General features: G+C 37.4%; 12 protein-coding genes and 1 riboswitch. Of the genes, 5 read left to right on the top strand and 7 right to left on the bottom strand.

Going from position 1 to position 11,581, the window contains the following annotated elements:
• Positions 1–157 precede the first annotated feature (157 nt).
• A riboswitch (glycine riboswitch) is annotated at positions 158–238 on the top strand.
• Positions 239–397: 159 nt separating this feature from the next.
• Positions 398–1,741 carry an amino acid permease gene (locus AC1VNJ_RS23020; RefSeq protein ID WP_049162783.1) on the top strand — a complete coding sequence of 448 codons (1,344 nt, stop codon included), beginning with the start codon at positions 398–400 and terminating at the stop codon, positions 1,739–1,741.
• A gap of 279 nt (positions 1,742–2,020) precedes the next feature.
• On the top strand, positions 2,021–4,162 hold the full coding sequence (locus AC1VNJ_RS23015; protein ID WP_028412439.1) for a PAS domain-containing sensor histidine kinase: 2,142 nt from the start codon (positions 2,021–2,023) through the stop codon (positions 4,160–4,162).
• Between the two features lie 423 nt (positions 4,163–4,585).
• On the opposite strand, the gene AC1VNJ_RS23010 is transcribed toward AC1VNJ_RS23015, so the two are convergent.
• The 4 genes from AC1VNJ_RS23010 to AC1VNJ_RS22995 all read right to left on the bottom strand — a co-directional run bounded on the left by AC1VNJ_RS23010 (position 4,586) and on the right by AC1VNJ_RS22995 (position 7,710).
• Positions 4,586–4,702, bottom strand: a complete 117-nt coding sequence (locus AC1VNJ_RS23010) for a YfhE family protein (RefSeq protein ID WP_013055148.1) — start codon at positions 4,700–4,702, stop codon at positions 4,586–4,588.
• A 101-nt stretch (positions 4,703–4,803) separates the two neighbouring features.
• Positions 4,804–5,364 carry a GNAT family N-acetyltransferase gene (locus AC1VNJ_RS23005; protein ID WP_482641348.1) on the bottom strand — a complete coding sequence of 187 codons (561 nt, stop codon included), beginning with the start codon at positions 5,362–5,364 and terminating at the stop codon, positions 4,804–4,806.
• Positions 5,365–5,619: 255 nt separating this feature from the next.
• Complete coding sequence (locus AC1VNJ_RS23000) at positions 5,620–6,747, bottom strand: amidohydrolase (protein ID WP_033580772.1); 1,128 nt, start codon at positions 6,745–6,747, stop codon at positions 5,620–5,622.
• A 60-nt stretch (positions 6,748–6,807) separates the two neighbouring features.
• Positions 6,808–7,710: a TIGR01777 family oxidoreductase gene (locus tag AC1VNJ_RS22995; RefSeq protein WP_482641347.1), complete on the bottom strand. Its 903-nt coding sequence runs from the start codon at positions 7,708–7,710 to the stop codon at positions 6,808–6,810.
• A 98-nt stretch (positions 7,711–7,808) separates the two neighbouring features.
• On the opposite strand from AC1VNJ_RS22995, the gene recX reads away from it, so the two are divergent.
• A complete protein-coding gene (recX, locus tag AC1VNJ_RS22990) occupies positions 7,809–8,618 on the top strand; it encodes a recombination regulator RecX (RefSeq protein ID WP_482641346.1) in 810 nt (269 codons plus the stop codon).
• Positions 8,619–8,725: 107 nt separating this feature from the next.
• On the opposite strand, the gene AC1VNJ_RS22985 is transcribed toward recX, so the two are convergent.
• Entirely contained in the window at positions 8,726–9,379 is a 654-nt protein-coding gene (locus AC1VNJ_RS22985; protein WP_028412435.1) for an SDR family NAD(P)-dependent oxidoreductase, read from the bottom strand.
• Between the two features lie 82 nt (positions 9,380–9,461).
• Here AC1VNJ_RS22985 and AC1VNJ_RS22980 point away from each other — a divergent pair, with 82 nt between their 5' ends.
• Positions 9,462–9,776, top strand: a complete 315-nt coding sequence (locus tag AC1VNJ_RS22980; RefSeq protein ID WP_028412434.1) for a YfhH family protein — start codon at positions 9,462–9,464, stop codon at positions 9,774–9,776.
• A gap of 84 nt (positions 9,777–9,860) precedes the next feature.
• On the opposite strand, the gene AC1VNJ_RS22975 is transcribed toward AC1VNJ_RS22980, so the two are convergent.
• The gene (locus AC1VNJ_RS22975) at positions 9,861–10,016 is read right to left on the bottom strand and encodes a small, acid-soluble spore protein K (protein WP_028412433.1); all 156 of its coding nucleotides are present in this window, start codon (positions 10,014–10,016) and stop codon (positions 9,861–9,863) included.
• Positions 10,017–10,151: 135 nt separating this feature from the next.
• Here AC1VNJ_RS22975 and AC1VNJ_RS22970 point away from each other — a divergent pair, with 135 nt between their 5' ends.
• Positions 10,152–10,421: a YfhJ family protein gene (locus AC1VNJ_RS22970; RefSeq protein ID WP_028412432.1), complete on the top strand. Its 270-nt coding sequence runs from the start codon at positions 10,152–10,154 to the stop codon at positions 10,419–10,421.
• Positions 10,422–10,484: 63 nt separating this feature from the next.
• Here AC1VNJ_RS22970 and AC1VNJ_RS22965 read toward each other — a convergent pair whose 3' ends face one another.
• Positions 10,485–11,465: a metal-dependent hydrolase gene (locus AC1VNJ_RS22965; RefSeq protein ID WP_482641358.1), complete on the bottom strand. Its 981-nt coding sequence runs from the start codon at positions 11,463–11,465 to the stop codon at positions 10,485–10,487.
• Between the last annotated feature and the right edge of the window lie 116 nt (positions 11,466–11,581).

Below are 11,581 nucleotides of genomic sequence, written 5' to 3'. Positions count from 1 at the left end.
TTACCTTCTTTCGAAGAAGGTAAATAAATGAAAGTCATCTTTCTTGTTGACAAAGCATCCAACTGGTATTAGAATAAACAACTATTCGACAGTCATTATCTTGATCGAAAAATTTAATACGTAGAAAGCTATGATTGCTATGGATCACACTATAGCAGGAGCAGCTTCTGGAGAGATCGCGATAGTTTCGCGACGCCGAAGGGTTCACAATCTCAGGCAAAAGGACAGAAGAGTACCGGATATTTATTTGGCATGTTACTAATTGGTAGCATGTACCATAATATTTGTTATTCTTATGACCATGAGATTGGAGCGCATCCAATCTCTTTTTTTATTGGACTTTATTTTGTAGTCCGCACGATCGCATCAAAGGTTTTATTGTTAGGAGGAGTTAGAGTTGGAACAACGAGAATTAAAGAGGGATTTATCCAATCGTCATGTTCAGCTAATCGCGATTGGAGGAACCATTGGGACAGGATTATTTTTAGGTTCTGGTAAAGCCATACAGCTTGCAGGTCCCTCTATCATCTTTGCTTATTTAATTGTGGGTATTGCGCTTTTCTTTGTGATGAGAGCGCTAGGAGAACTACTGCTGTCTAAAGCAGGTTATCAATCGTTAACAGATATTGCTGAAGAGTATCTTGGACCATGGGCTTCATTTGTCACAGGGTGGACGTACTGGTTTTGCTGGATCATGACAGCTATGGCTGATGTGATTGCCGTTGGCGTATATGTGAAATATTGGTTCAATATTCCTCAGTGGATTCCTGCACTTATTTGTGTAATCATTTTATTAGGACTTAACTTATTAACCGTAAAATTATTTGGAGAATTAGAGTTTTGGTTTGCTTTAATAAAGGTTATTACGATTCTTGCGTTAATTGTTATTGGCGTTATTTTACTGGTAATCGGATTTAAAACAGATGCAGGATCCGTTACGGTTCAAAATCTTTGGAGTCATGGAGGACTGTTTCCAAACGGTATTTCAGGTTTCTTACTTTCATTCCAAATGGTTATTTTCGCATACGTCGGGGTTGAATTGGTAGGGGTATCGGCAGCGGAAACATCAAATCCCCAAAAAAATATTCCATCGGCCATTAATAAAATTCCGCTGCGAATCTTATTTTTCTATGTTGGAGCGCTTATCGTCCTTTTATTTATTAACCCGTGGATGGAATTGAATGCAGCAGAAAGCCCATTTGTTAAAACCTTTAGTTTAGTCGGAATTCCGCTTGCTGCTGGAATTATTAATTTTGTTGTATTAACTTCAGCCGCTTCTGCTTGTAATAGCGGAATGTTTTCAACAAGCCGTATCTTATATAACTTAAGTAAAAATGACCAAGGGCCATCTACGTTTGCAAAACTGAACAAAAACCACGTACCAAGCAACGGATTGTTTGTATCTACGCTGGTTATCTCGGCGGGAGCTTTGTTAAGCAAACTGATACCAGATCAAGCTTTTGGCATCGTAACAACCATCAGCGCTATTTGTTTCATTTGGGTGTGGAGTATCATTTTGATTTGCCATCTAAGATATAAAAAAACGCGTCCCCAGCTGCATGAAGCATCAACATTCAAAGCACCGTTAACACCATTTATAAACTATGTTGTGCTAGCGTTGTTTGCAGTGATTCTTATTATTATGCTGTTTTCTGATGCGACGCGCCCAGCCTTATTGTTGACACCCGTTTGGTTTATTCTCTTATTTGGTTTTTACGGGGCTAGAAGGAAGAAGAAATAGTAAATGGGTGACCTCATCATTTCGTGATGGGGTCTTTTTATTGGAAGATAAATAATTGATTTCTACTGTATGAAGAAAATGCAGTAAGCAAAGTTTATATAAGAACCCTAAAAAAGTTTTAGCAGAAAATACAGTGAAAAAGCTCATAGTTTTCTGATAGTAATGTAGAACCAAATGCTTTTCTTCTATGTCTAAAGGTGGAATTCTATCATTTACATGGAAAAGTTTTCATTTTGCAGTACAATGGAGGTAGACTTCATTGAATTAAGGTGAACAAACATGAAATGGTTTAAATCTCATACGTTTTGGAAAATCTTCACGATTAATGTGCTTCTTATTTGTACCGTACTGACGCTAATGTTTATAGTTTCAAGAGTGATGCTGCCTAATATTTCTCAAGATCAATATCGACAGGTAACTGATAAAACCGTCAAGAGAATGAAAGAGCAAATTAACATCGTTATTAAAGATATTTGGAGCTTGGGCGACGAGGTACAGCAAGATCCTATTTTTTTATCAGATGATGAACAAGAGATAGACAAAGAACTGCAGAAAATAGTTAATATTTCACCGTATATCGATAGCGGAACCATTTTTAATACAAAAGGGTATGTGGAGCATTATTACCCAGATGATTTAAAGAGTATGAAGCACGTGAACTTAAGTAAAAGAAAATATTTTCAAGAAGCGCTGCGAACTAAAAAAATATATTTAAGCGATGTCGTTTCAGCAGACACAAAGCATTACATTGTGGTGATGGCAATTCCTATTTTGGATGAGCAGCAAAATGTAAAAAAAGTTATAAATTTAGCGCTGCGCATTGAAGAAAATAAAAGCTTTCAATCCATTTTTCAAACGTTCGATATAGGAGAGAACGGCTATACGTTTATTGTAGACCGCAATGGTAGAATTATTTCACACCCTGAGAAACAGAGAATCGGTGAAAATGCCAGGGAAAATGAAATCGTTCAGGAAACGATGAATCATAAATCAGGATATCAGCGCGTTGTGAACACCGAAGGTAAGTACTTCTTTGCGTCATTTGAATATATTCCTGTTTTGGATTGGGGAATTGTCGCTGAATTACCCGTTGAAGAAATTTACAGGCCTTATGAAACGTTTGAAAAAACGCTTTGGACCGTTTCAGGTATTACAATTTTACTACTTTCTTTTTTTACTGCGTTATATGCAAGGCAAATTGTGAATCCTATTCGTAAACTATATGAATTGGCGGGACAAGTAGCTCGCGGGAATTTTAATCAAAAAATTCCGGAACGAGAAATTGAGCGGGGGGAAATCGGTACTTTATCTAAACAGTTTAATGAAATGATTAGCTATATACGCCATTCTAAAGCAAATTTACAGCAAAAAGAAAATCAGCTGCAGGAACAAAAAACGTTTTTAAGACAAGTCATTGACATTAATCCAAGCTATATTTATGCCATTAATCAAAAAAGGGAGTTCATTCTTGTTAATGAATCTTTTGCGATGCTGCTAGGTGAAAAATCTGATGACTTGATTGGACAACCAATTGATAAATATCAATTCAACCTTCAATCAGATCTTTTATATAAAGGGACGTTTTCAAACTGTACGCAAAAAGGGATGGTATTAGAAGAACAGTTTAAAGATTCGAAAGGAAACCGGCGCTGGGTCGAAACAGCAAAACTTCCTATTATGAATGAAAAACAGGAAGTGATTCAAATGCTGTGCGTATCGACAGATATTACGGAGCGTAAAAAAGCAGAAGAGAAGCTTAGAACTTCTGAGAAGCTTGCCGTTGTAGGAGAACTTGCAGCTGGAGTTGCTCACGAGATCAAAAATCCTTTGACTTCTTTAAAAGGTTTTGTTCACTTATTAAAAGAACAAAATCCCAAAGATGCTTTGTATATAGATATCATGGAAACTGAATTAGAACGAATGAATGGAATCGTAGAAGAATTTTTGATGTTAGGAAAACCTCAGGTTATGAATGTTGAACCCTTGAATATGCAAGCGCTTGTTCAAGAAGTGTGCTCGCTTCTTGAACCTGAAGCAGTAGAAAAAAAGGTAGCTTTCATATTTGAAAGGGATGAGCAATTACCGCAGGTATATGGAGATAAAAATCAGTTAAAACAAGTATTTATTAATATTATTAAAAACTCTATCGAAGCAATGCCTGAAGGAGGGGGTATTCATATTACGATTAAAGCAAAAGAAAACCACCTTTGGCTGCAGCTTGCTGATGAAGGGCAAGGTATTCCTCCTGAACGGTTAGCGAAGATAGGTGAGCCTTTTTATAGTACAAAAGAAAAAGGTACAGGTTTAGGGCTGATGGTCAGCTATCGGATTATTAAAGCTCATCATGCGCAGATGACATTTTCTAGTCAGTTAAATCAAGGAACAAGTGTGGATATATTGTTTCCAATCATAAAAAAGTAGGGGAAGTTCCCCTACTTTTTATTATTATACTTATAATATATCAAAAGCTTTCATGTTACTAAAACAAACGAAAGTGCTAAAGAAGATATCCACAGGTTAACAAGAAGTTAACTGCTGAATTGTATAGGATATTCACAACTTTATCCACATTATTCACATTTTTTCAGAAAATTTACATAAAAATTACCCACTGTTATTTCAAGTTATGAAAGCGGTAATATACATATCTGATAAAGTTATGCACATTATCCACATAATTGTGGGTAAACTTTGTGGATATAGTAAAGTATTAAAAAATCGTAAATCATACGCATGAAATCTTTGCGTTATTATCTTTACATAATATAAAACGTCCTTCCGATACACAGTGTACAGAAAGGACGTTGGGATGATCAAGCGTTGGATAGAGATGTTTTGCCTCACTTATTTTTTCGTGTAGCCGCCTGCACGGTCTGCTTTTTTAAATTCGCGGCCGTAATAGATTTCTTGAGCGCTACTTAACGTATTTTTTGCGTTTTCTTTTCGTTTTTTTTCAGACATAAAAAAACCTCCAATTAACGTTTTTCGATCATGCTACTTATTTTTTCCAGAATCTCTCGTTTTTAATCATAAAAAAAGCTCCCCGTGTAACGGAGAGACTCTTACGCTTCTTTAAGCTGGTGATCTTCTTGAACGTCTTGTTCGTGACGCAGGTAGTATAATGTATACAAGTCTTTTGGAATTTCGTATAAATCATATACGTCTTCATGTTGATTAATTTCATCGTATAAAGCTTTGTGTGTTTCATTCGCAAGTACTGCATAAGGCAGTTTTTCGGCAGCCTTAATAGACCTGATGTTGATTTTGCGGATTCGCATAAAAATTCGCTCTATATTTAACTCAAAGAACAGTTCATTAAAGAACGCTTCTTTTGCAATTTGATTATATCCTTTTCCATGAAACGGTTTGCCAAGCCAAGTGCCTAAAAAACCAGCTTGATCCTGTACATCAAATAAATTAATGGTGCCGATAGGGTTACCCCATTCATCTAAAATCGTGCGAGAAATAATTTCTCCATGATCTTCTGCTTCCATCGTTTGTTTAGTCATAAATAAAAATTCTTCATAGGAATGGGCTTTATGACGAACAAAAGGGAAGACATCAGGATGTACCATGAGTTCGTATAGAGATTGACAGTCATTTAGGTCACGTTTTTTTAACATAACTTTTCCCTCCTGATCGAGGGTATATACAGACTCCAATCAAGTCCCCACCCTCGAAATTTTTTAATAATTAAAAAAATTTCGGGGTGGGAATCGAACCCACTAGAACCAGTTACCTGGTGGCGCACCATTTGCCTTCCCATTACAAGTCAACAAACATAAAAAGTCAACGTGTGATGTTTATGCTTTTGTGAAATTCACATGCTTCTAAACGTATCATACTAAAAAAAATAAAAAAAGAAAATAGGTAAAATGTTAATTTTTTTTAAATAATATTTTACCATCTATCATGGTAAAAATAGGCTTTGCTAAGTAGTGAAAGGGATGATGGCTCCATAGCACTAAATCAGCGTCTTTTCCTGCTTCGATACTGCCGATTCGATGATCAATACGGAGATTCCGAGCAGCAGTAATCGTGATGCCTTCTAATGCTTTTTGCTCTTCGAGTCCTTCACGTACGGCAATGGATGCGCAAATATTTAAATACTGAATAGGCGTATAAGGATGGTCCGTTGTAATGGAAACTTCTACTCCTTCATTGCAAAGAGCTTGATAGGTTTTCCACGTTTTATTCTTAAGTTCAACCTTTGAGCGGCGTGTTAAAGTTGGACCTACGCTCACTTTTAAATTTCTTCCACCCAGCTCTTTAGCAATTAAATGGCCTTCTGTACAGTGCTCAATACGGACGTCTAAATGAAATTCATCTGCTAAGCGAAGAGCTGATAGAATATCATCGGCTCTATGAGCATGAATCCGAACTGGAATTTCTCTATTCAGTGCTTGAGTGAGAGGTTTGATGCGCAAATCATCTTTGTTGTCACTGCTTGCTGCGTGATAAAAGGCTTCTCGCAGCATCCCCATAATACCCATTCGCGTAATCGATTCTTTATTGCCGTGGCTGTGAATTCGTTTTGGATTTTCTCCTAGCGCAATCTTAAGTCCAGCTGTTTCTTGAATTAACATTTGAGAAATGCTTGTTCCAGCTGTTTTAATAACGGAAGTTGTGCCTCCAATCACATTTGCACTTCCTGGCATAATGTGTACAGACGTAATACCCGCTTCAATGGCATCTTTAAACCCAGGATCTAAAGGATGTACACTGTCAAAAGCTCGGATATGTGGAGTCATAGGTTCAATGGTTTCGTTAGCATCATTCCCGGCCCAGCCGGTTCCTTCATCATATAATCCTAGATGTGTATGAACATCAATAAATCCAGGGAATAAATAACGCTGTTTGCAGTCAATGACTTCTACTCGAAGAGGTGGCTGCAAGTTTGGCCCAATTAAAACAATTTTTCCATCTTGAATGAGCACATCACTATTATAAATAGGTTTTGACGTAATAGGATAAAGCGTTGCATTTTTTAAGAGAATGGTTTTCATAAAGTTACTCCTATCTATCGGCAGCTTAGTCACCTGTTTTAGGGAAATAACAGAAAATAACTAGAGTAAATCTCGCAATGCATCTTCTAATACAGTATATGTAAAAATGTAATTCTGTTGAATCAATTTTTCAGGTAAAACGCGCTGTCCCTTTAAAATAATCATACTCATTTCTCCCATCAGCAGCTGAAGAACAAAGCTAGGTACGGGCATCCAATGAGGACGATTCAATACTTTTCCAATCGTCTTTCCAAACTCTTTCATTTGAACGGGATTTGGGGCAGTGACGTTAACAGCTCCCTCTATTTGTTCGGTATGGATACAGTAATCAATGATCTTCACGACGTCTTGGAGATGCACCCAAGACATCCACTGTTCTCCGGAACCGACTGTTCCTCCTGCAAATAATTTATAAGGAAGAGCCGTAGAAGGAAGTGCTCCGCCATCTTTCCCTAATATAACGCCGAATCTTGTTAAGACAGTACGAATATTGAGTTCCATGGCTTTTAGCGCTTCATTTTCCCACTTTTTTACTGTTTCAGCCAAAAAGTCTGTCCCGATCGATGGAGAAGCTTCTGTGAACGTTTCTTTCGTTGATGTCCCGTAATAACCAACGGCGCTTGCATTTACATAAAGTGACGGTTTTTCGGGTAAAGAAGCCATAATGCGAAGAATTTCTTGAGTAGAAGAAAGGCGACTTTCCACGATGGCTTTTTTGCGTTCGTCCGTCCAGCGGCCGTTGTTAAGTGAAACGCCAGCTAAATTGATAAAAACGTCTGCTCCTTCTACATGCTCTTCAGGTTGGCTGTTTTCTTGCATCCACTCTACATATTTAAGTTTCGGATCTCTTGCAGCTTTATCTGCATTGCGTGTTAAAATATATACATAATGTTTTTGTGTTAAAAAATGTTTTGTTAAAGCTTTACCTACGAATCCAGTTCCTCCAGCAATAACAATTTTCATACGAACTTCCTCCTTTATTGAGATAAATAAAAACGTGTATGATACGTTTGGCGGTTCTTCAGCCATCAATTTAAATAAGAAATATGAGGTGAAGGTTAATGCCTGTTGTCACAAAGATCACAACGCAAAAGAATAGCGGTGAACGTTATAATGTGTATTTAGATTACGGTAAAGGTGAAGAGTTTGGCTTTGGTGTTGACGAAAATGTCCTCATCAAATATGACTTAAAAAAAGGTCGTGAGCTTGATGAATTTGAATTAACGGAAATTCAGTACGCAGATGATGAGAAAAAAGCTTATAATTTAGCGATCACTTACTTATCTTATCGAATGCGCTCTGAAAAAGAGGTACATGATTATTTAAAGAAAAAAGAAATTAACTCTACTATTATTCAACAAGTTATTCAGAAACTAGTCAGCCATCGTTATTTAAATGATGAAGAGTTTGCAAAAGCATTTGTGTTAACTCAGATGAACACAACACCAAAAGGACCAAATGTGATTCAAAGAGAATTAAAAGAAAAGGGGATTTCTGATTCCATTATTACCCTTAGTTTATGTGAATACCCTGAAGAACAGCAAATTCAAACTGCTGTAAAATTAATTGAAAAGTTAAAAGGGAAATATAAAAAATTATCTCAAGTAATGATGAAACAAAAAATGGAACAAGCATTGGCAGTGAAGGGCTATTCGTTTTCTGTTATTCAAGAAGCATTTCAGCGAACGGATACAGAAAAAGAAAGCGATGAGGTTTGGGAAGCTCTGCAATATCAAGGAATGAAAGCTCATCGTCGTTTTTCAAAGTATGAAGACTGGGAATATCAGCAAAAAATGAAGCAGGCTCTTTATAGAAAAGGATTCTCCATTGAACAAATTCAATCATTTCTAGATTCTATTGAAGAGGAATAGAGCGGGGAAAAAAGTATGTTAGTTGAAGGAAGATCCGAACGATGAATCGAGATTCTTGATAGAGAATCCAACTCGTTCGGATTTTTTATTGTGATGCTTCAATCTTTTTAAAACAAAATATCTTCTGAGTCATTCTGCTGTTTATAAATAATCTCAGCGATTTCTGAAGCTGAGCGCAAGCGGCTTTTATCTTTAATGTGGTTGTTGTGATCCCAAAAAGGAGTATTCATGCCTCCCATATAAGCTGCCGTCACATGAAGGTTGGTATCTTGGTACTCCACTTTTAAACTTTCTGTAAATCCCCTTACGCCAAATTTACTTGCCACATAGACGCTTTCATTGGCTTTCCCTCGAAGTCCTGCAGTTGAAATGATATTCATAACTTTAGGTTCAGGTCTCGTCAAGAGATGAGGCATAAGCGCTTGCGTTAAAAAAATAGTTCCTTTTACATTTGTATCGATGACTTCATCGATTGCTTGTTTTGTATAATCTGTCAAAGGACCAAAATGTCCAATGCCTGCGTTGTTGATAAGGATATCTACTGAATGCTGCATCAGCAGTTTTTCTACAGATTTTCCTACTTCTTCATACTGTGTAATATCTACAGACATCGTATATACGTTTTCTCCTAGCTCATGCTGCGCCTCAGTTAATTTCTGTTGATTGCGTCCAGCTAGAATGACGTTGCAGTCTTTTGCGTAAAGTTTTGCGAGTTCTTTTCCAAGACCCGTCGCACCGCCTGTGATTAGCACTGTTTTCATTCCCAAAACTCCCTTTTCATAGTCTCCCTTTAGTTATACCTTTTGTTATAATAAAATGAAAGCAAACAAGGGGGAAAACAGCATGTCTGAAAAACGTTACAGTGATATGACGACGTATGAACTTCAACAAGAAATTGGGTCTCTTCAAGAAAAAGCACGAAAAGCTGAACAGCTTGGCATGGTCAATGAGTATGCAGTATTAGAAAGAAAAGTAACAATGGCTAGATCGTACTTATTGGATCCTGAAACGTTTCAAGCAGGGGAAGTATATGAAATTCAAGGAGATCCGGGTTCATATTTTAAAATTGATTATATGAACGGAGTTTTTGCATGGGGGTTTAGACTTGGCTCACCGCAAAACGAAGAGGCATTGCCTATTTCCATGTTGAAAAAATAAAGGGACGAACAAGCAGCACGAAGTGTGCTGCTTGTTTGATATCTATATTCGTTTTACTTTTAAACAAATAAGCAAAGCAAGCGGTTATTCTTCGCGCTCATTAGAAGCATGCATACGTTCTTGCGGATGCGTATTGATCGTTCCATTTGCACGTTTTGAAGCGTATTCTGCTTTTGCTCGAGGTTCGCCTTCAAACTTAGTATGATGTTGGTTTGTAAAATCTTTTGCTTTATTGCGCATCGATACCTCTCCTTTTACAACAGAAAGCGTTGCGGTTATGATATAGTACATGAGGGAGTGAATAACTCCGCATTTATAGTGTAAGTTAAAAGTGCAAACATACTCATAAAGAATTTTGGTAATCGAGGTGTTCTTATGAACGATATATTCGAAAGATTAACGAATCAGCTATTAAGCAAAAATAGTTCGCTTTCATACGCTCAAGCCCGTACATGGGTCGAACTTTTCTGGGAAGATTTTGAGTCATCTTACGCAAAAGCAGGATATGATTATAAAGGGAAAGAAGCGACGGAAAAGGTTGTTACGATGTACATCAACAGCTACGGTGACAAACTTCATGAAATCGCGGTTAAAAACCCTAAATATCAGCATTTATTAAATAACGATGACTATTTAAAACATTAAATAAAAACGAACCGTCTTCTCAAGACGGTTCGTTTTTGGGTTTCATATTTGTTCTTGTTATGATTAGTGCGGGAGGTAATCAAGCTTTTTACGCAATTTTTTCTCACTGAAAATCCAACCAGTGTACGAACAAATAATATTTAAATCGTAATCAAGCTGGACCACGGCTACAAATGGATAGTAGTCTTTGCTGCGGTAGCGTAAATCAATAAAGCGCACTTCAATGTGGTCGTTATATTCGTCCAGTTCCCATCTATAAATAGGTGAAAAGGAAAGAAAAGCAGATAAATTTTCATCTTTTTTCGCTACTTCAATTACGGCCGATTCAGGAATTGGAACTTTATCAAACGTATCATAAATAAAAATTTCTTCTCCGATTGCTCTTCCTACATGAAAGTACTTTTCAGTCGTCACGGCTAAGTGCCAGTGAGTGAAACGCAGCGTAGGAGAGATATTGAGCTTGATAACATCAGGAAACTGTTTTCGAAGCTTCTTGGCGATTTGGTGGCGCATATAAAAGCGCAGTCCATAGTAAAACGCCAATAACACATATAGCGTAATGAATGTTGGTCCTGGCTCTGCTCCAATAAACCAGATTAAAATTGCGAGCACGTGGGCTGAGAAAATCACGTAATCAAACGTGTTGATTACGCCAAGAGCAATCCATTTATTTGTGAAAGGCCGTAAAGCCTGCGTGCCATAAGCGTTAAAGATATCAACAAAAACGTGAATAATGACGCCTGCAAAGGTCCACATCCATAGGTGCAGCAAGTTAGCTCCTGGCAGCAGAAGCGAAAGAATGAACACGATAAGCAAAGGCCATAAAATAACAGCCGGGATAGAATGTGTAATTCCACGGTGATTGCGGATATACTGTGCATTATTTCGCAGCTTTAAAACAGTGTCTAAATCAGGTGCTAATGACCCGGCCATTACGCCAATCATCACAGCATCCATTGTGGCTGTATTCGCAGATACAGTGGGGTCTAATGTTGCAAGGCCGCTCAGAGCGATTCCCATTGCAATGTGTGTACCAGTATCCAGAGCGAACTCCTCCTTTGTAAGATGATGACGATCTTAGATTATTCTAATTCAGCATGAAAGCTTGATTTAAAGCAAAAAATCTCATTTTATTATTAACGCAGCAAATCGGCTGTTTT

Source organism: Priestia sp. 3CA3 (assembly GCF_056836725.1).
Note: the sequence above shows the minus strand (reverse complement) of the source record. Positions and strands in the feature narration are given on the sequence as shown.

Excerpts from the sequence above, each read along its gene's own strand:
- AC1VNJ_RS23015 (WP_028412439.1), top strand. The coding sequence starts at position 2,021 with ATGAAATGGTTTAAATCTCATACGTTTTGGAAAATCTTCACGATTAAT.
- recX (WP_482641346.1), top strand. The coding sequence starts at position 7,809 with ATGCCTGTTGTCACAAAGATCACAACGCAAAAGAATAGCGGTGAACGT.
- AC1VNJ_RS23005 (WP_482641348.1), bottom strand. The coding sequence starts at position 5,364 with ATGTTAAAAAAACGTGACCTAAATGACTGTCAATCTCTATACGAACTC.
- AC1VNJ_RS23000 (WP_033580772.1), bottom strand. The coding sequence starts at position 6,747 with ATGAAAACCATTCTCTTAAAAAATGCAACGCTTTATCCTATTACGTCA.
- AC1VNJ_RS22985 (WP_028412435.1), bottom strand. The coding sequence starts at position 9,379 with ATGAAAACAGTGCTAATCACAGGCGGTGCGACGGGTCTTGGAAAAGAA.
- AC1VNJ_RS22995 (WP_482641347.1), bottom strand. The coding sequence starts at position 7,710 with ATGAAAATTGTTATTGCTGGAGGAACTGGATTCGTAGGTAAAGCTTTA.
- AC1VNJ_RS22980 (WP_028412434.1), top strand. The coding sequence starts at position 9,462 with ATGTCTGAAAAACGTTACAGTGATATGACGACGTATGAACTTCAACAA.
- AC1VNJ_RS23010 (WP_013055148.1), bottom strand. The coding sequence starts at position 4,702 with ATGTCTGAAAAAAAACGAAAAGAAAACGCAAAAAATACGTTAAGTAGC.
- AC1VNJ_RS22975 (WP_028412433.1), bottom strand. The coding sequence starts at position 10,016 with ATGCGCAATAAAGCAAAAGATTTTACAAACCAACATCATACTAAGTTT.
- AC1VNJ_RS22970 (WP_028412432.1), top strand. The coding sequence starts at position 10,152 with ATGAACGATATATTCGAAAGATTAACGAATCAGCTATTAAGCAAAAAT.